Consider the following 20,584-nt stretch of genomic DNA (forward strand, 5'->3'; position numbering starts at 1 on the left):
AGGTTTTTCCTCTCACTTTCCCCTAATAATCCTCCTAAATATTGTCTGAAGCCGTTTTTTTGCGCTTCGTTTTTGAAGCAATTGTCAAACCGCCGACACCATCGGTCAAAGCATGGGGGCATCGCGGCTGGGGTTGTCTCTTTCATCGCTGCTCTTTCAACGTAAAGTGCTTATTCTTTAACGATTATACTCGATTTGATCTTTATTTAGCGTTTAAGTCCCACTAACATGATATTAGTAGCGGTTGTGCATTTAAAAAGAGAAGCAAAAAATTCTGCTTTTCCTTGAATCAAACTTAATTACTCATGGAGATTATTGTATGACTGGTGAACGCAACAAACTAATCTGGGGGGAAATCGTTGCCCGTGCCTGGCGCGATGCAGCTTTTAAACAGCAATTACTGAGCAATCCTAAAGCCGTTCTCACCGAAGCGGGAATGTCTGTGCCAGAGGATGTGGAACTGCAAGTGGTTCAGGATACCCCCATCCTGCGCCATCTAGTGTTACCCGTAGCCCCTGCTGGTGGTAGCTCAACCCTGAGCGAAGACGAACTCGATCTGGTTTCTGGCGGTGGTAGTACGGAGACAACTACGACGACAGTGCAAACACAAACGGCAGTAGTCACTTCAACAGAGGTTGAAGTGCAGACATCAGAGATAACAACAACAGCGGAGGCGATGGATGGTATTGCTATAGTCGCCGTGGTTGTCATCACTTAACCCCGACACCAAAGGGAGAAGTGGGTCTAAAGCGTTCTTCTCCCTTATTCATTACCAATGAAGATTATTGTATGACTGGGGAACGCAACAAACTAATCTGGGGGGAAATCGTCGCCCGTGCCTGGCGCGATGAAGCTTTCAAACAACAATTACTGAGCAATCCCAAAGCCGTTCTCACCGAAGCGGGAATGTCTGTTCCCGAAGGGACTCAATTACAAATCGTTGAAGATACACCGACCCTGCGCCATCTGGTGTTGCCCGTAGCCTCTGCTGGTGGTAGCTTAACCCTAAGCGAAGCGGAACTTGAGCTAATGGCCGGGGGGGACAGTACGGTAACTACCACCAATACAATACAAACCGCCGAGGTACAGACGACAGTGGCGGCACATATAGAAATTGCTGTTGTTGGCGTTGTGGTTCTCGTTTAAACCCTAAACAAAAAAATAAGCGGAGAAATTTCTGCTTCTTCTTCAATCAAACTCAATTACTCATGGAGATTATTCTATGACTGCGGTTATGCGATAGACGGAAAATGAGCTTAAGCTAATTGTCTCAAGAATTTTTAATAATGAGAACATGAAGTCAAATCGACCAATAGGGATTAAAATTTTAGCCATTTTAGCGATCGCCGGTGGGACGATAGTGGCTCTCGCAGGACTCGTCAATCTGAGGGTTGGTATTACCTTACTAGAAAACCTCCGACAGCAAAATTTACCACCTTCTCCCACCGATCATATCCTGCTAACTGCTGGGGGATTAAATGTGATAGTTGGCATGATTAACTTACTGTTTGGTTTAGGTTTTCTGTCCCTGAAACCCTGGGCTTGGCTGCTGGGAGTTATGATGCAAATCGCTAACATTGCCATCATTATCATTAGTCTGTTTGCGGGACGACTACCTTGGCTTCTCAGCTTACTGTTACTGATTATCTACGGGGAGATTTTGTCTTACTTTTTTCAACCTAGAGTGCGACAGGCTTTTAATCAGGCTTGATTTTTCCTAGAGTTGCGAGAACGTTAACTTCTGAAAAACCATTTCCAACCCAAGGCTCATTACTATGGTAGATGTTTGTTTCGTCCTGATGCCCTATGTGGAGATTACCCATCCTTCGCTGGCGATCGGTATTTTAAAGGGCTGTTTAAACCAAGCCGGGATTTCTTCAACAGCAGTTTACGGAAATCTGAAATTTGCGGACAAAATTGGCACAAAAAAATATGGTGTTCTTGATCGCCAAGCCACCGAAGATTTAGTCGGTGAATGGACCTTTTCCCACCTAGCCTTTCCTGATTTTTCTCCAGATTATCAACAATATTTTGAGCAAGTTTTAACCCTTAAGCATAATCCAAAAATGCAGCAAGAATTGTGGGAAATTCGAGAGGCAGCCACGGTCTTTATCGAAGAGTTAGCCCAGGAAATTCTCAGTTATCATCCCAAAATTGTTAGCTGTAGTTCTACCTTTCAACAACATTGTGCTTCCCTGGCAATTCTGCGGCGGATTAAATCCCTGAAACCGGAAATTATCACCTTAATGGGAGGAGCAAATTGTGAAGGAATTATGGGTGTTACCACTCACCGAGAATTTCCCTGGGTAGATTTTGTTGCTTCCGGCGAAGGGGACGAACTTTTTGCCCCCCTGTGTCGTTTATTAATTGAGGAAGGGCGAGAAATTGCCCCTGAAAAAGTCCCCTACGGTGTAATTACCCCACGAGACAGAGAAGTTAAACGCAAGTGGGAAACTCCGCCCAGAGCAACAATTCACAATTTAGATCAAGTACCAACACCGGACTATGATGATTACTTTAGAACCCTGATGCAATCCCAGTTAAAAACAAGTATTATCCCGGGATTACTAGCAGAAACCTCCCGAGGTTGTTGGTGGGGACAGAAAAATCATTGTACCTTTTGTGGTTTGAATGGCGATGGAATTAACTACCGCACTAAATCCACAGATAAGGTTTTAACCGAATTTGCGGAACTTGCCCAACGCTATAAAATCCGTAAATTTGAAGTGGTTGATAATATTTTGTCTCAGCAACATTTGCAAACCCTGATTCCTCAATTTTCAGAAAAGCAACCTCCCTATACTCTCTTTTATGAGACTAAGGCTAATTTAAGTCGCCATGATGTAGAAAAATTAGCCAAAGCTGGGGTGAATTGGATTCAACCAGGTATTGAGAACCTCCACGATCAAGTGCTGAAGTTAATGAACAAAGGCACCAGTACCGCCATCAATGTGCAACTGCTGAAGTGGGGACGAGAATTTGGCATTCGCCTTGCTTGGAGTATTTTGGTAGATTTTCCTGGAGAACAAGATGATTGGTACGCAGAAATGGCCCAATGGCTGCCTTTAATTGTGCATCTGGAACCCCCCAACCAAGTGCGTCGGATTCGCTACGATCGCTTTAGTCCCTATCACAATGACCCCGCTAAGTATGGGATTAGTATTGCACCTTTTGCCAGTTATTCCTACATTTATCCTTTAGAGTCCCAAGCTATTGCTGACCTGGCTTACTTCTTTGAAAAAACGGGTGACAATGGGGAGAATTTACACCTCCATCCCCTCGCATTTGATACCCCAGGTCTCCAGGCCACCCAACGCTGTGTCACTGAATGGCGGAAGTTATTTTGGTCGAAGCAAGCGCCCCTCTTTTGCTACGATGACCACGGCCACCGTATTCTCCTATTTGATACTCGTCCCTGCGCCACCGAACGGGTTTCCTATCTCTACGGTTTAGAGCGTTTAGTTTTTCTCGGCTGTGAAGAGGCTCCCACCTTTCGAGAATTATTGAAAAAATTGCAACAAATGGAGGCGGATTTTGCGTCTCCAGAGGAAGTGCAACAAACCCTCATGCTCCTTAAGGAACGTCATATCCTGCTGGAGGCTAGTAAGCGTTTTCTCAGCTTAGCAGTCCGGGGGGATGTCCCTTCCCTACCCAGGAAAAATGATTTTGCTGGAGGTTATTTGAAAGGATAATTTATTAGACTTCTCCAGAAAAGATTTTTAAGCGGCTCGTAGTAAGGGCTTCAGCCCTTATTCTGACAATTATTGGAGAGGACTAATGGATTGACACGCTTTAAATAATGCAATAGAATTTAGGTGATCTTGTTGATTTGGTGGGCAATGCCCACCCTACTGATAACTGCAATGACTCCAACCCCTAATTCCCCCTTCCGCACTAAGTCTATTGAGCGTTTATCCTCCCCAGAAAAACTCGATCAATTGATGGAAGTCATCAGTCCGAAGGGGTGGTGGTGGACGGGAAGTTTGGCCTTTGTGACAGTAGCGATTGTGATTTGGAGCATTTTTGGCCGGATTCCAATTACAGTTATGGGTCAGGGGGTGCTGGTTTATCTTGAAAAAGTCACGCAAATCGAAGGAATTGCTTCTGGTCGGATTAAATCCCTTAAGGTTAAACTCGACCAAACCATCAAAACTGGGGATTTAATTGCAATTGTGGAACAGCCAGAACTAGAGCAACAACTCCGCGAGAAGCAGGCCGAACTCAGACTCCTCAATTCCCAGTTTAATCGCGAAAATACCCTACAAAATCAAGATAATTCAGAGCAAAAGCTTACTCTTGAACAACAACGCTCTAATTACCAAAAACAGATTCGGGAAGCCGAACAGTTTGGGCGTTTACTTAAGGATAAAAATCTCGCAGCGATTCTCAGTCAGAAACAAGATATCCTGACTCAAGTTCAACAACTACAAACTACTGGGGTTAAGTCCCTCGCCACCAATCGAACAGCGATCACCGCCCAACGTCAAAGTCTTAATGAGCAACTCAATAAAGCCAATGAAGTGTTGAAAAATTTGCAAAAGATCTACACCAAACAGAAGGAATTACAAGCAAAAGAACTTATTACCATTAATATTATCTTGCAAACAGAGCAGCAAATCCTACAAATATTTGATCAAAACTCCAGCATTAAAGCCAACCTAAAACAATTAGATTCTCAAGAAGCTCAATTAGAACAAGCACAGTTAGATAATAATAATAAAATCAGTCAACTGCTTAATCAGGTTCAACAATTAGAGATTCAAGCAACTCAAAATGAACAAAGTTTTTTAGAAAATCAGCGTAGAATTGATGAACTTAAGTCTCAAGTAATCCAAGTTCAAAGTCAACTCACCCAACTAGATTTAGGAACCCGTAAAACCCTAGACGAGCAAGTAAACCAGCGGCAATCTTTAGAGAATGACATCGCCCAATTACAACTGCAAATCCAACGCAATGGCTACATTCGCAGCGAATATCCTGGTCGCGTTATTGACATTCAAGTTCAGGTAGGAGAACTGGTAAACCCTGGTCAAAATATTGCCAAACTAATGCGCTCTGATCGGGAAGAATCCCTAATTAGTCTAAGCTTTTTTAGTATTGGTAATGGCAAACAGATCAAAGCGGGGATGAGTGCAGAAATCACCCCCAGCACCGTGCAGAAAAAAGACTACGGCGGTATTGTGGGAACTGTCACTAAAGTAGCGGAATTTCCCAGTTCTGTTGAAGAAGCGGCGCTGTTAATCGGTGATGCTGATCTTGCTAAAAGTTTAACAGCGAATAATCAAACTATTGGAGTTGCTATTCACCTGAAAACTGACCCAAAAGCCTATAGTGGCTTTGAATGGTCTTCCCGTCAAGGTCCGAATCAAAAAATTACCCAAGGGACGACAACCATCAGTCAAGTTACAGTAGATCAAAGAGCGCCTATCTCCTTTGTTTTGCCCTTCTTTCGTTCAATTACGGGTGAGGAATAAGTCATGGTTACTACAACACCGAAAACGACTAAGGTGCGGTTTAAGCGGGTCAAAACTCCGACAGTATTACAAATGGAGGCTGTAGAATGTGGGGCGGCGGCTTTAAAGATCATTCTTGAGTATTACCAGAAGTATATTCCCTTAGCAGAATTACGTCAGGTCTGTGGCATTTCTCGTAATGGTAGTAAAGCATCCAGTATTGTCAAAGCGGCCAAAAGCTATGGGCTAGAAGCCCTAGGATTTAAATACGAACTCGAACAAGTTTATCATGTTGATCCGCCCTACATTGTCTTTTGGAATTTCAACCATTTTTTAGTCGTTGAGGGCTTCGATGAAAAATGGGCCTATCTCTCAGACCCGGCCCTTGGTCGTCGTCGTATTACCCAGGAAAACTTTGACCAGGGATACACTGGGGTAGTATTGACCTTTAAACCTACTAATAGCTTCGAAAAGGGAGGGATAAAACCGAATATCTTAGTATCCCTCTACCAACGATTAATTACAGTTCTCGATTCGGCTACCGCTTGTTTTATTCTCGGACTACTAATTATTGTCCCTCAAGTGGCGATACCGGTTTTGGGGGGTGAATACCTCGATGAAGTAATTGGTGAAGGCCGGTCTTGGTTATTACCGATTCTTTGGGCTTTGGGGTTAGCGACAGTGCTTAATTTTTTGCTCAATGAAGCCCAATTACGCTATCTTCGCCGGATGCAAACTAAACTTAGTGTGGAAATGTCCGGGAGTTTTCTCTGGCATTTATTACAGTTACCGATTGGTTTCTACGCCCAGAGATTTGCCGGGGAAATTAGCAATCGCGTTAGTTACAACGACAGTGTTGCTAGTACCCTTAGTGGTCGTCTCGCTACGACAATGATTGGGGTAGTGACGATGGTAATCTATGGCGTAATTTTAATGACCTACGATTTAAATTTAACGATAATTCTCATTTTGCTGGCGGCGGTAAACTTAGTCGCCCTCCAGTGGGTTTCCCGGGCCAGAGTTGATGCAAATATGACGCTGATTCAAGATTTTGGTAAGGTAGCAGGGATTAGCATTAGTGGTATTCAAAATATTGAAACTATTAAAGCAACTGGACTAGAAACCGAATTTTTTGCCCGTTGGGCTGGCTACTACGCTAAAGCGAATAATGGTCAGCAGGAATTGGGAGTCCAAAGCCAAGTTTTGGGGGTGTTACCCAGTTTTATTTCTAATATTGCTGGTTTAGCTATCATTATTCTCGGTGGACTGGGAGTGATTAAAGGGATCATGACCTTGGGAAGTTTCTTTGCTTTTCAACAGTTATCTAAGCAATTCCTTCAGCCGGTTAATAGTTTGGTGACTCTCGGACAAAATATTCAGGAAATGGTAGGGAAGATTAATCGCCTTGATGATGTCCTAGACAATGACATTGATCCCGAAATTAAACAACAACAAACCCTGCTTCTCCAAGCATCAATAACCGAAACCTTAACCCGCCCCAAACTTCAGGGTTATGTGGAATTTCGTCAGGTTAGTTTTGGCTACAGTTCTGTAGAAGCGCCTTTGATTGATAACTTTAATTTGCAACTGAAACCAGGCCAACGAGTCGCCTTGGTGGGGGCGACAGGTTCTGGAAAATCAACCCTCGCTAAACTCGTCACCGGACTATATCAACCAACCAGCGGGGAAATTTATTTTGATGGTCAGTCTCGGTGCCAAATTAGTCCTTATCTGTTGACTAATTCCCTCGCCCTGGTTGAACAAGATATTGTCTTATTTGGCGGAACTATTCGAGAAAATCTAACGCTGTGGGATCAAACGATTTCTGACCATGATTTGGTGGCGGCCTGTCAAGATGCTTTAATTCATGAAACTATTGTTAGTCTTCCCCATGGTTACGATAGTGTTCTCTTAGAAGGGGCGGCTAATCTGAGTGGTGGACAACGACAACGTTTAGAAATTGCCCGCGCCTTGACCACAAATCCCTCGATTCTTGTTATGGATGAAGCCACCAGTGCTTTGGATGCAGAAACCGAACGATTGATTGATTTGAATTTACGAAGACGGGGCTGTACTTGTATTATTGTCGCCCATCGTTTGAGTACGATTCGAGACTGCGAAGAAATTATTGTTTTAGCTCAAGGTAAGGTAATTCAGCGAGGAACCCATGAACAACTTTGGCAGGCTGGAGGTTACTATGCCAAGTTAGTCCAAGTAGAAGGAGGAGGAGTGACTTTATAAATGTAAGCATCTCAAAATCTAAAATCTAAAATCTATATGATTGAAGCAGTTTCTTGCCAAATTATTCACAGTAATCAAAGCTTATCCCTTACCTCATCGGAGCAACTGTATCGGGTAGAGAAGGGAAGTCTCGCGCTTTTTTGTGTCGAAAAAGTCGAAGAAAGCTGGGAAGGTCATCGTCACTATTGGTTTACGGTCACAGCGGGGGAACTCTTGTGGGGAATAGACCCTGGGGCTGTCCCCTTTGGCCTGATGGCGATCGCCTTAGAACAGACGGAAGTCACCCCCCTAGTCGAAAGTGACCTAGCCTCAGCGGAAACCTGGAGTCCCGAAATCCTGGGTTGGCTGACCCATTTAGGCCGATTTCTCGCCGATAAACTCTCCAGTCCACCCCATCCGCCCCTGAATCTCAATCAAATCAGTCAACCCCTCGCCCCGCAAGCGATTATTCAAGGCTCTAATAATCTGCTGTGGTTGCAATGTCATCAGGGTAAGTTGCACTTTTTGGGCCAGCCAGATCTGGTACTGTGCGCCGACTCTGTCCCGATTCCTCTCTTTTTACAACAGTGGTTCCGGGCGGATGAAACAACCCAAATAGAATTGACGACTGAACCACCCCAACCGGAAAACCTGCACCGGGGGATGGCTCAATATCACCAATTACTAATCGGCTACCTCGACAAGTTCTATCAGTATGAAGCACGGCTAGAAGTTCACAAACTCGAACAACGTGTCCAACAAAACCAGGCGGTAATCGAAAACACCCTAGCCAAACTCTCCACAGTCTTTGGTCGTCCACCAGCACAAAATATTGAACAATTACCCACCCCTTTACTGCGAGCAATGGGACGGATTGGCCGCTACCTGAATGTAGAAATCAAACCGCCCCCAGCATCAGAAGACCTCAAACGCATGAAAAATCCCCTCGAAGGCATTATTCGGGCTTCCCGCCTCCAGATGCGTTATGTGCTGTTGTCGGGACAATGGTGGAATCAGGACAATGGCCCCCTACTGGCCTACCGCCAAAATAAGGCTCCCGTCGCCCTCATTCCCGTCCCAGGCCATCCTTATCTCATCTATGACCCGGTTGCTCAAACTACCGCCACCCTCAGTGTCGAGGTAGCCAATAGCCTGGCTCCCATGGCCTTAATGTTTTATCGGACTTTTACCGCTCAGGTCATTGGGATTGGTGCCATCCTCAAGTTTGCCCTTTACCAACGCTACGGCGATCTGTTTCTCATTGCTATCTGTGCTCTCTCAGCAACTTTGTTGAATATGCTCAACCCGATCCTGATTGGGCATTTATTTAATGAAGTGATTCCCAATGCGGAGACGGGACTACTTTGGCAAATGGGGATGGTTCTGGTTACCTCGGCCATCAGCGTTACTTTCTTTAAGCTGACGCAAGGCTTTACTCTGTTGCGCTTGGAAACGGCTTCTGATGCTTCGACTCAAGCAGCAGTCTGGGACCGGGTACTGCAACTCCAGGCGCGTTTTTTTCGGCAGTACAGTAGTGGGGATCTACAATCCCGCATTATGGGCATTACCAAAATCCGTCGTCAGCTTAGTGGCTCGACTCTTAATGTTATCCTCAGTAGTTTTTTTGCTCTGTTAAACCTAGGTTTAATGCTCTATTACTCCTTCGATATTGCCCTCCTGGGTTTGGCAACGGCGATCGCTACGGTGATGATTACGACAATTCATAGCTACATTATCGTCAGGCAAAATCGTCTTCTGCTCAACCTAGAGGGGGAAATTTTTGGCAAGGTGGTGCAAATTATTAACAGCGTGGCTAAACTGCGCGTAGCCGGAGCCCAGGAACGGGCTTTTGCTTACTGGTCCAATGATTACCGCCAGCGCTCAGAACTCAATCTCAAGATAAATATCACTACCAATAGTCTGAATTTATCCAACCAAGTTCTTTCCTCGGTGGTGACGATTGTCCTGTTCTGGTTTACCTACGGTCAAATGCGTCCCCTCAATCCTTTTGTTTTACCTGAGTTGAGTGTGGGCAACTTTATGGCGGCTAATGCAGCCTTGGGTACTTTTGTTGGTAGTATTACCAGTTTGAGTAATACTCTAGTAGGCTCTTTGGATGTCTTGAATTTATGGGAACGAACTCAACCGGTACTCAAGGCTCCTCTGGAAGTAGATAAAACTAAAATTGACCCAGGTAAATTAAATGGCAAAATTACGGTCAGTGATCTGGTTTTTCGTTATCAACCGGAACAGTCTCCGATTCTTAATGGGGTAAGCTTGACCGTTAATGCCGGGGATTTTGTCGCTTTAGTTGGGACAACTGGCTGTGGGAAATCAACCCTGCTAAGGCTTCTCCTGGGGTTTGAAACTCCCGAAGCAGGAGCGATTTACTACGATGATCAGGATTTAGCTCAACTTAATATCCAAGCGGTGCGTCGTCAGTTAGGGGTTGTTCTACAAACCAGTCGTCTCCAGGCTGCTTCGATTTTCGATAACATCGCCGGGGGTTCTCTGGTGACTCTCGATGAAGCTTGGCAAGCAGCAACGATGGCCGGTTTTGCTGCCGATATTAAAGCGATGCCGATGGGGATGAATACCGTCGTCAGTGAAGGGGGAACCAATCTTTCTGGGGGACAACGCCAACGCCTCTTGATTGCTAAAGCTTTGGTACTGAAACCGAAAATTCTCCTGTTTGATGAAGCTACCAGCGCTCTTGATAATCAAACCCAGGCGATCGTTACTGAAAGTTTAGACCAGCTTAATGTGTCCCGTCTAGTGATTGCTCACCGTCTGAGCACTATTCGTTATGCTGACCAGATCTATGTTCTGGATCAGGGACGCATCGTTCAACAAGGAAACTTTGAAGAACTTGCCCATCAGCCTGGATTATTTGCCCAATTAACTGCTCGCCAAATGCTTTAACGTTCCTCAATTCTCATGAATGCTTTTCCCTTGTTTTCTTTATTGACAACTTTGAGTTTAGTCGGAGGCATTCTCGGGATCCTGTCTGCTGGCGGCTTGGCTCAATCTCTGTCTCCTGTTTCTCCCACCGTGCTACCGAGTCCTGAACTAGCCCTAGAAGATTCTGATCTCCTACAACTGCCAGTAGCTCCCCTTGTCTTACCGCAAGCACCAAGCGAACTCCAAATCCAAAATTTAATTAAATTGAGTTTACCGGAGGCTTTGGATTTAGCTCGGAAAAATAACCGTCAACTACAAATCACTCAGCAACAGTTACAACAGGCCCAACTAAAAGTCAAATCTGCCGAGGCGGCCTATTTACCTAACCTGAGCCTGGGGATTAATCTCAATACAGCCGTCTATTCTGTGGATAGCCTAGAACAGAAATTTTACAATCAAGTTTATTCCAGTGTCGGCTTGAATTATAATCAAACTCAAACCGTTCTCATTCGTGGACCTTCGGGAGTAAATCAATATACAATTACGCCACTAGATAATCCTTTTACCACTTTGGATACGACCCTCACTCTCAGCTATTTAGTCTATGGTGGTGGCGGTCGCGCTGGCAATCTTCAGGCGGCGCAGGAACAACTGAAAATTCAACTGCTCCAGGTGGAGTTACAACAGCAGACTCTCAACCAACAAATTCGCTTGGGGTACTACAGTATTCAACAGGCTCAGGCGCAAATTCAGATTGCTGAGGATAATTTAAATAATGCTCAAATTACTCTCAATGATGCCCAAGCTCTCAAGGAAGCAGGTTTTGCCACTATTGCTGATGTGCTTCAGGCTCAGGTTCAAGTCAAAAATGCTCAACAACAACTGGCCCAGTCCCAAGGAGATCTCCTATCAGCACAAAGTAATTTGACCCAATTACTGAGTGTGCGAGATGGGGTGATGGTGACAGCGGCAGACGAGATTAGGTTAGAAGATCAATGGGCGTTATCGTTACCGGAAAGTTTAGGAGTCGCCTATAGCCAACGTCCTGAACTTAAACAACAATTACTACAACAAAAAGTTGCCCAAGCTCAACAACAAATCGCCCTCGCTAATATACGTCCTCAAGTTCAACTTGTGGCGCAAACGGATATTAATAAGGCACTCAATTCCGGCGGTGGCTTTCCTGATGGAGTTGATGGCAATTTCTGGGGCGGGGGTTATTCTCTGACGGCGCAAATGCAGTGGAATTTTTATGATGGAGGTAATGCCTCGGCTCAGGCTCAGTCGGCTAAGGTAAGTGAGGAAATTGCAGTAACTCAGTTTGCCGATGTTCATAACCAAATTCGCCAAGAAGTTACCCAGAGTTATGCAAATTTACAGGTCAGTCAAGCTAACTACAGTACGGCTCAGGAAGCGGTGAAGTTCGCTGAGCAAAGTTTAGGAGCAAATCGGACTCGCTTTTTAGCCGGTGTTGGGACTCAGTTGGATGTGATCAGCGCCCAGAATAATCTCAATCAGGCTAAGCTTAGTCTCCTGCGGGCTACTGTTAGTTACAATCAGGCGATCGCCAATTTACGCCGCGCTGTCGGTCAAAATGAAACAACGACAACCAATATACCATAAACCTTTCATGAAGATTAGTTATTTTTGATCGCCCCAATATTGGGTAAAATCTCCTCAGCCTTCAGGTTTAATTCTGGAAAGATGGGAGAAACCAAAACAGCGGCGTTTGTGAAAATCGCTTCATTATCTATTTGGACTGCTGGGAGTCAGCAATGCCATCCGCGCCTTCTTTGCGGCTGGGCGTTCCGACTGTCTGAAGTTACTCTTCTGTGGTAAGTTGGATGTTATGGACATTCCCGCCCGCTGCTAACTCTATCAGATGGGATTGTGCCAAGCCCCCCGCTATCTACCACCTTGCCTGAGTGACCCCCGCTATTTACAGGCTATGCTCACTTATTCGACTTTTATGAACAAGATGTCTATAGAGCCATTGATCACAGTTGCGAACAAGCTTCTAGAAAGTGCGCCAGTCGTAACTATTTGATGACTGCTATGCTAAAACTTCCATCTATTTTTACCCTTTTTTTCATTACTCTCGGACCGATTAAAACGATTGTGCCTTTTGTCGAGTTGACTGCTGGTGCTGATGCTCACCTGCGTCGGGCGGTTGCTCTGAGAGCGACTTTAGCTTCAACGGCAGTCGTCTTGCTTCTCTCAATCGTCGGCCCGCTTATTTTGCATAATTGGGGGGTTTCTTTGCCCGCCGTTGCCCTGACAGGAGGGATTATTCTTCTTTTGGGGTCTTTGCAGGTGATAATGAACCCGACAGAATCCCTTGCTAAGGGGATTACAGAATCAGAAACTTTGTCGGCATCAATGCTGATTTCCCGTCTAGTAATTCCTACAATTGTTACTCCTCCCGGTATTGCGGCGATTTTGGCACTCATGGTTTTGAGTGGAGAAAAACAACAATTGTCGCTGCCAATTATTGGGATTTTATTATTGGTAATGTTCGTCAATTTGCTGACTATGCTGACAGCACGGAAGTTGCTGTCACTTTTGACAGTTGCTGGTTTGCGTGTGATTGGTTGGGTGTTCGCTGTATTACAGGCTTCTCTCAGCATACAGATTATTATTCATTTTTTACGGAAGCTTGGCGCTCTCCCAATACAATAAAGTCAAGTACAATATACAGTGGTTTGTCAAAGCAATTGTGACGGATAATAGAAGAGGTAGAGCTACTAACCCATAAACTAACAGTGCCTTGACCGACGTATTTTAGCCCACCCGTATTTACGGTATTCGCTGTCCCCACGGTTGCCGTATTTAGATCGTCCTCACTGCGAACTCTGGTAATAATTACACCGCTTTCCCAGGGGACGCGGTTGACAATGGAGATTAGTCGTGCAGACCATCACCCTGAAGTAGGTCAACGTCCAGTTCTATTCCCTGCGCTTTAATGCCCTATTTTGACCCCGTAACCTCGGTTTATATTCATATTCCCTTTTGTCGTCGGCGCTGTTTTTACTGTGATTTCCCGATTTTTGTCGTCGGTAATCACACCAATCCGGCGACTTTTCCCCCTGTGGTGGAGTATGTGGAAATATTACAGGAAGAAATTAGCCTTAGTCAGGGGACGGGGAAACCCCTAGAAACAATTTTTTTTGGGGGGGGGACTCCTTCCCTGTTACCGGTGGAATTATTAGGATCGATTCTGGATACTTTAGCCAAAAAGTTTGATTTTGCGGCCGATATAGAGATTTCTATGGAGATTGATCCGGCTACCTTTAGTCCAGAACAATTACAGGGTTATCTTAGCGCGGGAGTCAATCGGGTTAGTCTAGGAGTACAGGCTTTTCAAGAACCATTATTACAGGTTTCTGGTCGATCGCATACTGTTAAGGATATCTATCAGGCAGTGGAATTAATTCAGGGATTGGGAATAGTTAACTATAGTTTGGATTTGATTTCGGGATTGCCACAACAAACCCTCACAGATTGGGAAAATTCCCTAGAAAAAGCGATCGAACTGCAACCGGCCCATCTTTCCTGTTACGATTTGGTCTTAGAAGCGGTTACTCCTTTCGGTAAACAGTATCAACCGGGGAAAACACCCTTACCCGATGATGAAACCACCGCAAAAATGTATGTTTTAGCCGGTGAAAAACTAGCTTTAGCCGGTTATCAACATTACGAGATTTCTAACTATGCTAAACCGGGTTATCAATGCCGACATAATCGAGTGTACTGGGAAAATCGTCCCTATTACGGCTTTGGTATGGGGGCTGCTAGTTATCTCCATCAACAACGTTTTACCCGTCCGCGCAAAAGTCGCGACTATTTCGCTTGGGTAAAAGAAGGCTGTCAGATTGACGTGGAGAAAAATAGCTTGATTGATGATCTTCTCGAAACCTTAATGCTAGGGTTAAGGTTAGGGTCAGGGGTGAGTTTACCTGCGATTGAAGCTAATTTTGGTTCGGAAATCAAAAAAGCAATTTTAGAGGTCTTAGAGCCGCATAAACAGCGTAATCTAGTAATAATTGAGGGGGATAGCAGGGTAAGATTAAGCGACCCCGAAGGTTTTTTGTTTTCTAATATCGTTTTAACCGATTTATTCGATCGCTGGCAATAGTTCAGAAACTAGATTTTACTAGCGATAATGGATAGCTAACCAAATACAAGGGGGATTATTGCTAGTAAATTCGACGCGATGTTTTTGGTGAGGAGGAATCAGGAGATAATCCCCCGCTTGCAGATTAACTTGGCTGCCATCTTCATAACTAATCTCAGCGAATCCCTGTAATAAAATCACCCATTCAAACTCAGATTGATCGTACCATTGACCCCGGGGAGTGGTTTGACCGGTGGAAATAATTCTTTCTAGACGAATAGCTTGACTTTGAGCTAAAATTTCCAGAATTTCTCGGTCGGGAATTAGTTCGGGTAAATCAAAAATTGAAGCTGGTATCATTAGTTATTGTCTCTTTCTGGATGAAAATCTTTAATCACCGTCGGTATTGCTGTTAAAATTTTCTCAACGATATCAGCAGGTGTATCTAGGTCAGAAACAACAATCCGAAGATCTGCTTCTGCATAAAGTCCTCGTCTTTGTTCTAATAATAATTCCAGTTTACTTTCTAAATCAGTGGACTCCAACAAGGGACGAGAGGTATCTTGTTTTAAACGTTTAACCAAAACTTCGAGAGGAACATCTAACCAAATCATTAAACCGTGACGAAGATAACTCCAATTTATCGGTTTTAAAACCATCCCTCCCCCGGTGGCAATCACAGTTTTAGTCAGAGAGGATAATTCGGCCAAAACTTGGGTTTCTAACTCCCGAAAAGTCGCTTCTCCCTCGTCGGCAAAAATTTCCCTGATTTTCTTTCCTGCGACCCTTTCTATTAATATATCTGTATCAAAAAAACGATATTGTAACCGTCGGGAAAGCAACTCTCCCAGGGTGGATTTGCCGGCCCCCATCATTCCTAGCAAAAAAACACTTAATCCCCGTAAGGAGTTAAAATCCGTTGAATTGTCCATATGTAGTCCTCGCTACTCAGGGATGATTTTTTGATAAGCATTTAGGAGTAAAAACCCGCAGATGGAATCAGAAAATCTTCTCAGAACCCCCATTGACACCGACATCGTGTCAGAATCTGGATAACCATGATACCATCTTGGTAATTAATCGACAAAATCAGCTTGATTAATCTAATCAAGTGGTGTGGGGAGTGTGAACACAGGAGTCTAAAATTCATGTCCAATCAACCAGCAAACTTTCCGGGTAACAGAAATCAACTCAAACCGATTAAAGTCGGGGTTATCGGGGTCGGTAACATGGGACAACACCATAGTCGCATCCTGAGTTTATTAAAAGACGTGGAATTCGTCGGGGTGGCCGATGTCAACGTCGAAAAGGGACTGGAAACTGCCAGTAAATACCGAGTCCGTTTTTTTGAAAATTATTTAGATCTCTTACCTAGGGTAGATGCGGTTTGTATCGCTGTCCCCACGCGGTTACACCATCGAGTCGGGATGGACTGTCTGCAAGGGGGAGTACATACCTTGATCGAGAAACCGATCGCCGCTAGTATTAGTGAAGCGGAATCTTTAGTCAATGCGGCAGCCGATCATGATTGTATTCTGCAAGTGGGTCATATCGAGCGTTTTAATCCCGCTTTCCAAGAGTTATCGAAGGTCTTGAAAACCGAGGAGATTTTAGCGATTGAATCCCATCGCATGAGTCCCTATTCCCAACGCGCTAATGATGTGTCGGTGGTGTTAGATTTAATGATCCACGATATAGATTTAATTTTAGAATTAGTCTCGGCTCCCGTGGTGAAATTAACCGCTAGTGGTAGTCGCGCTGCCACTGATTCCGGTTATCTCGATTATGTCACTGCAACCCTTGGTTTTAGTAATGGAGTAGTGGCTAATTTAACCGCTAGTAAGGTGACTCATCGCAAGATTCGTCGTTTAGCAGCCCACTGTAAAAATTCTCTCACGGAAGCGGATTTTCTCAATAATGAAATCCTCATTCACCGGCAAACCACCGCTAACTATAGCACCGATTACGGTCAAGTTCTCTACCGTCAAGATGGTTTAATTGAAAAAGTTTATACCAGCAATATTGAACCCCTACACGCGGAATTAGAACATTTTGTTCATTGTGTGCGCGGTGGGGACCAACCTTCTGTCGGTGGGGAACAAGCTTTAAAAGCTTTACGATTAGCTAGTTTAATCGAACAAATTGCCCTTGATGGTCGCGTTTGGCAACAATCGGACTGGAATTATCAATATCTTAATTCTCCCGTGATTACTGCTTCTTAATTGTTTTCACCCCGATTCTTTAAGTGAGAGAATTGGGGTGAGGAAACAAAATTAGTTATCTGGAAAACTTTCCCAACATTTTTCTGAGGATTTTTTTCCACACCATTGACTTTCACAGGGAACTCCATCACCGTCTCCATCCATTTTGACATTGGGGCAATTTTTCAAGAAAAAAGTCGCTTCTGCACAGGAGGTCATCTGGGAACAGTGAGTTCTACCATCGCACCGAAACTGTGGAGAAGGACTAGGTTTTTTCTGGGGAGTGGGACGATTATTGTTGTTAGCTACGGCTAAATTATTGAGGGTTTGATTGCCAGAAATTGGTGATTTTATTGATATTTGTTCGCTCAGAAAACCCAGAATTAAAATAACAAGTACTTTTTTCATAAAATGCTTGACTGATTCTCTGCTCTTATCATAGTACCAAATAGGATACAGGATAATAAATCAGAGTTATTCCCAGGTAAACGTTTGGGGGGGGTCAAGCAGCCAGTGGCACTGACTCTTCCGATTATTTGTTAGTATATGCAGAAAAACACCATGAAAATTAGCCCTAACGGACAAATCACTATTCCCCCTGATATTCAAGAAAAGCTTGGGTTGTTACCCGGTACAGAAATCCAGCTGGAAGTGATTGGGGATATCTTGCAAATTCGCAAGCCTAGAACCCTAAGCCGGGGAAAGCAACTGATTGCCGCTATCCGTGGCAAAGCAACTAGCCGTCTAACAACCAACGACATCATGCAAGCGACCCGTGATACTAAATCTGGTTATTAAAGACTGATTATTTATTACCCCTTTTGCCTCTTGCCTCTTGCATGAGTGCCTGTCTTCATAAGTAGCCTATACTCAACAGATTTAGTATAACAGGTTCTCTAATGACTCTAATAACTAAATCAGGCTTGAGTCTTCTTAGTTGAGTCCCATAGAGAGGATCAACATTTTCATCTAAGAGATATTTCAGACTCATTTACTTGTTTGACTGCTTTTCTTTGTTGCCTTAACTTTCTCAATTTTTCCGCCACAGGAGGAGGATTTTGTTTTTGTATTTCTCTCATTCTTTCTCCATGTTCAATCCATTCGGTTAAATAATTGGTTATTTTTTCTTGCTCATGCAAATAGTACAGAATTGTTGCATAAACTTGTTCTAAGCTCAAAGATGAGTAAGTTTTGGCAATTTCTTCAGGTGTTTTAAGTAGGGAGGCACAATTATTTGTAGGATGGGTTAGCGGTAGCGTAACCCATGCGGGCGTTGGGTTTCATGCTTCAACCCAACCTACGTTCTTATCATAGTACCAGATAGGAGACAGGGTGCATCCCACATTTGCAGAAATACCGACAATCAGCAATTATCAGTGACTCTTAAATTAGTACAAAAATATGAACAATCGCGTGTAAGCATCCCACTGAAAAGCTAATGCGCTCCGGGGTTTGGGGGCGGCACCACGCCCCCAACGGGGTAGGGTTGATTCATGAATCAACCCTACCTTGAATCAACCCTACGCTCCCAACGGTAGGGTTGGGGGGTAGAACCCCCCAAAAGCTTGGAGGCTCTTCGGTTTGTGTTATGCAATGGACGGGGATTATAAGGGATGGAACCCTTATATAGAAAGGCATTTAGCGATTTTTGTCAATTGTTTTTTATCTAGAGCGAACTAATCAATTAAGTCTCTTGCCAGATAAGGATTTAGTCGATTTATGCCCCCCTATCGAACCATACCAAGTAACGAAGAACCAGCTGTACTGAATTTAAAAAATAAGCTTGCCTACATATCTAAGTTATTCCCCGTTTCCTATTTCCTGTATTTAGGGCTTGCTGAATAAATCTAAAAACCTTGCTGGATAAGACTTTTAGACTTTTTGTCAATCCAAAAGTACCGGCCGTGGGAGTGACCGGGGGGAAAATTCAGGTACTTTTTCCCTGAAAATTAGGTAATTGACCAGATGAAAATCGGTAAAACCCTACACCCCACACCCCACACCCCACACCCTGCCCCCACGAAAAACTTTTTGCCGCAAGCCCTATTTAGAGTAAAATTTCCCTGTGTTGAATTGCTAATTTATGGGCGGGAAAACCCTCGTACTCGGCTAAAGTTTTCGTGGTTTCTTTTAACTTTTCAAAGCCTTCAGGGGTGACATAAGCCAAAGTAGAGCGCTTGAGAAAATCATAAACCGAAACCGCCGAATAGGAACGGGCAAAACTTCCCGTCGGCAGCACAGCATTGACTCCGATGGCGTAGGTAGCCATAGAGGAAGGAGTATGATTTCCCAGGAGAATTTCGCCAGCATTTTTAATCTTGCCCAGAATGGCAAAAGGATTACTAACTAAAAGCTCTAGATGTTCCGGGGCGTACTCATTGACAAAATCGAGGGATTGCTGCAAACTATCGGTTAAAATTATGCCCCCATAGGCGGCTAAACCCGCCTCACAGAATTCCCGTCGCCAATCCGGGAGTTTTTGCAGGTATTCCTGTGCATATTCACTAGCAGCGATCGCCAAATCTTCACAGTGGGTGACTAATAAAGCCGCCGAATCCGCCCCGTGTTCCGCTTCAATTAATAAATCCAAGGCCGCTAAACGGGCATCGGTGGACTCATCGGCCAAAACTATCGACTCACTTGGACCGGCCGGCAAACCCACATCCACAGTACCGAACAGTAACCGCTTGGCCGCCGCCCCATAGACGCTGCACGGACCTGTAATTTTGTCAACCCTTTTGATATTTTTTGTTCCCAAAGCCAAAGCGGCGATCGCTTGTACGCCCCCTAATTTATAAATTTCTCTGACTCCAGCCATCTGCGCCGCCACCAGAGAAACCGGTTCGACGTTGCCCTGTTTATCGGGGGGAGTGCAAACGACAACTCTTTCCACTCCTGCCACCATTGCCGGGATGGCTAACATTAACATCATCGAGGGAAAAGCACCGCGGCCCCGGGGAACGTATAAACCCACATTGGGGATAGGAGAGATTTTTTCGCCAGCAAAGACACCCGTTTCAATTTCTGCCAGTAGTGTTTCTTCTGGCATTTGGCGACGATGTACCTCTTGAATATTCCGGAAAGCCTGTTCAATGGCGGTTTTTACTTCCGGTTCAATTAAATGAAAAGCCCGCTCAAATTCTGCCTCGCTGACTTTGATATTTTCTACCGTCGCACCTTCGTAGTCAAAACGCCGCACATAGTCCACAACGCCGGCATCCCCCCGTTCGCGGATGGTTTCTATCACCGTTTGAGCGACTTTGAGGGCGTTATCAATATCTAACTCGGCTCTTTTCTGAAGTTTTGCCCGTTCTGCGCTACTTAATTGCGAAAGTTTTAATATTCTAACCACTATGGCTGCTCCTACTGCCCCCGTCCTCTCAAGAATAACGGGGAATCTGAATCTTTATTTTTATTGTAACCTTTGGGGGAGTGCCGGCTTTTCAGTGATCAGTAAACAGTAACCAGTAATCAGTGAACTGAAAACTCACATCTGATAACTGATAACAAAGGCCGAATCTAAAACCTAATTTGTTAAGCTAAAAGCTTTATTGCCAGATTCTTTCTCTTGCCTCTTGCCTCCTGACTTGAAAATGATAACGCGACTAAAAAGCCATAGGAACGAGTTGGCCAGTGTCTTCAAGGATAACAGCCAAAATTTTGCTTATTCTAGACCAATTTAAGCAACAACCGGC

Annotated in this window: 17 protein-coding genes and 2 pseudogenes; 13 read left to right on the plus strand and 6 right to left on the minus strand. The window is 44.4% G+C overall.

Features of this window, described 5'->3' with window-relative positions; translation table 11 throughout:
• Window positions 1-146 (minus strand): annotated as a pseudogene (locus H6F92_RS02845) (IS701 family transposase); the annotation flags it as partial.
• Window positions 147-319: 173 nt separating this feature from the next.
• Between H6F92_RS02845 and H6F92_RS02850 the strand changes: the two are divergent.
• The 11 genes and pseudogenes from H6F92_RS02850 (at window position 320) to hemW (ending at window position 14,709) form a co-directional block, all read left to right on the plus strand.
• Window positions 320-718 carry an NHLP leader peptide family RiPP precursor gene (locus H6F92_RS02850; RefSeq protein WP_190356720.1) on the plus strand — a complete coding sequence of 133 codons (399 nt, stop codon included), beginning with the start codon at window positions 320-322 and terminating at the stop codon, window positions 716-718.
• A 71-nt stretch (window positions 719-789) separates the two neighbouring features.
• Complete coding sequence (locus tag H6F92_RS02855; protein WP_190356721.1) at window positions 790-1,146, plus strand: NHLP leader peptide family RiPP precursor; 357 nt, start codon at window positions 790-792, stop codon at window positions 1,144-1,146.
• Between the two features lie 148 nt (window positions 1,147-1,294).
• Window positions 1,295-1,711, plus strand: a complete 417-nt coding sequence (locus H6F92_RS02860) for a hypothetical protein (RefSeq protein ID WP_190356722.1) — start codon at window positions 1,295-1,297, stop codon at window positions 1,709-1,711.
• A 64-nt stretch (window positions 1,712-1,775) separates the two neighbouring features.
• Window positions 1,776-3,692, plus strand: coding sequence for a RiPP maturation radical SAM C-methyltransferase (locus H6F92_RS02865; RefSeq protein WP_190356723.1), 1,917 nt, complete (start codon window positions 1,776-1,778; stop codon window positions 3,690-3,692).
• A gap of 171 nt (window positions 3,693-3,863) precedes the next feature.
• Complete coding sequence (locus tag H6F92_RS02870; protein WP_190356724.1) at window positions 3,864-5,474, plus strand: NHLP bacteriocin system secretion protein; 1,611 nt, start codon at window positions 3,864-3,866, stop codon at window positions 5,472-5,474.
• 3 nt (window positions 5,475-5,477) lie between these two features.
• Window positions 5,478-7,694, plus strand: coding sequence for an NHLP family bacteriocin export ABC transporter peptidase/permease/ATPase subunit (locus H6F92_RS02875; RefSeq protein WP_190356725.1), 2,217 nt, complete (start codon window positions 5,478-5,480; stop codon window positions 7,692-7,694).
• 36 nt (window positions 7,695-7,730) lie between these two features.
• Window positions 7,731-10,595, plus strand: coding sequence for an NHLP bacteriocin export ABC transporter permease/ATPase subunit (locus H6F92_RS02880; RefSeq protein ID WP_190356726.1), 2,865 nt, complete (start codon window positions 7,731-7,733; stop codon window positions 10,593-10,595).
• A 15-nt stretch (window positions 10,596-10,610) separates the two neighbouring features.
• On the plus strand, window positions 10,611-12,197 hold the full coding sequence (locus H6F92_RS02885; protein WP_190356727.1) for a TolC family protein: 1,587 nt from the start codon (window positions 10,611-10,613) through the stop codon (window positions 12,195-12,197).
• A 124-nt stretch (window positions 12,198-12,321) separates the two neighbouring features.
• Window positions 12,322-12,447, plus strand: a pseudogene (locus H6F92_RS26700) (tyrosine/phenylalanine carboxypeptidase domain-containing protein); the annotation flags it as partial.
• A 173-nt stretch (window positions 12,448-12,620) separates the two neighbouring features.
• Window positions 12,621-13,253 carry a MarC family protein gene (locus tag H6F92_RS02895; protein WP_190356728.1) on the plus strand — a complete coding sequence of 211 codons (633 nt, stop codon included), beginning with the start codon at window positions 12,621-12,623 and terminating at the stop codon, window positions 13,251-13,253.
• A 283-nt stretch (window positions 13,254-13,536) separates the two neighbouring features.
• On the plus strand, window positions 13,537-14,709 hold the full coding sequence (gene hemW, locus H6F92_RS02900) for a radical SAM family heme chaperone HemW (protein ID WP_190356729.1): 1,173 nt from the start codon (window positions 13,537-13,539) through the stop codon (window positions 14,707-14,709).
• An 18-nt stretch (window positions 14,710-14,727) separates the two neighbouring features.
• On the opposite strand, the gene H6F92_RS02905 is transcribed toward hemW, so the two are convergent.
• Together H6F92_RS02905 and H6F92_RS02910 are read right to left on the minus strand one after the other, a co-directional pair.
• Entirely contained in the window at window positions 14,728-15,048 is a 321-nt protein-coding gene (locus H6F92_RS02905) for a cupin domain-containing protein (protein ID WP_190356730.1), read from the minus strand.
• The gene (locus H6F92_RS02910) at window positions 15,048-15,620 is read right to left on the minus strand and encodes a shikimate kinase (protein ID WP_190356731.1); all 573 of its coding nucleotides are present in this window, start codon (window positions 15,618-15,620) and stop codon (window positions 15,048-15,050) included. Before H6F92_RS02910 ends, H6F92_RS02905 begins: the two co-directional genes overlap by 1 nt.
• A gap of 216 nt (window positions 15,621-15,836) precedes the next feature.
• On the opposite strand from H6F92_RS02910, the gene H6F92_RS02915 reads away from it, so the two are divergent.
• A complete protein-coding gene (locus H6F92_RS02915) occupies window positions 15,837-16,910 on the plus strand; it encodes a Gfo/Idh/MocA family protein (RefSeq protein WP_052277637.1) in 1,074 nt (357 codons plus the stop codon).
• Between the two features lie 51 nt (window positions 16,911-16,961).
• On the opposite strand, the gene H6F92_RS02920 is transcribed toward H6F92_RS02915, so the two are convergent.
• The gene (locus H6F92_RS02920; RefSeq protein WP_190356732.1) at window positions 16,962-17,297 is read right to left on the minus strand and encodes an excalibur calcium-binding domain-containing protein; all 336 of its coding nucleotides are present in this window, start codon (window positions 17,295-17,297) and stop codon (window positions 16,962-16,964) included.
• A 153-nt stretch (window positions 17,298-17,450) separates the two neighbouring features.
• On the opposite strand from H6F92_RS02920, the gene H6F92_RS02925 reads away from it, so the two are divergent.
• The gene (locus H6F92_RS02925; RefSeq protein WP_223213093.1) at window positions 17,451-17,687 is read left to right on the plus strand and encodes an AbrB/MazE/SpoVT family DNA-binding domain-containing protein; all 237 of its coding nucleotides are present in this window, start codon (window positions 17,451-17,453) and stop codon (window positions 17,685-17,687) included.
• A 167-nt stretch (window positions 17,688-17,854) separates the two neighbouring features.
• Here H6F92_RS02925 and H6F92_RS02930 read toward each other — a convergent pair whose 3' ends face one another.
• The gene (locus H6F92_RS02930; RefSeq protein ID WP_002766476.1) at window positions 17,855-18,067 is read right to left on the minus strand and encodes a hypothetical protein; all 213 of its coding nucleotides are present in this window, start codon (window positions 18,065-18,067) and stop codon (window positions 17,855-17,857) included.
• An 869-nt stretch (window positions 18,068-18,936) separates the two neighbouring features.
• A complete protein-coding gene (gene hisD, locus H6F92_RS02935; protein WP_190356733.1) occupies window positions 18,937-20,241 on the minus strand; it encodes a histidinol dehydrogenase in 1,305 nt (434 codons plus the stop codon).
• Between the last annotated feature and the right edge of the window lie 343 nt (window positions 20,242-20,584).

This window comes from Microcystis wesenbergii FACHB-1317 (genome assembly GCF_014696875.1).
In the GTDB taxonomy this organism is placed as follows: Bacteria; Cyanobacteriota; Cyanobacteriia; order Cyanobacteriales; family Microcystaceae; genus Microcystis; species Microcystis wesenbergii_A.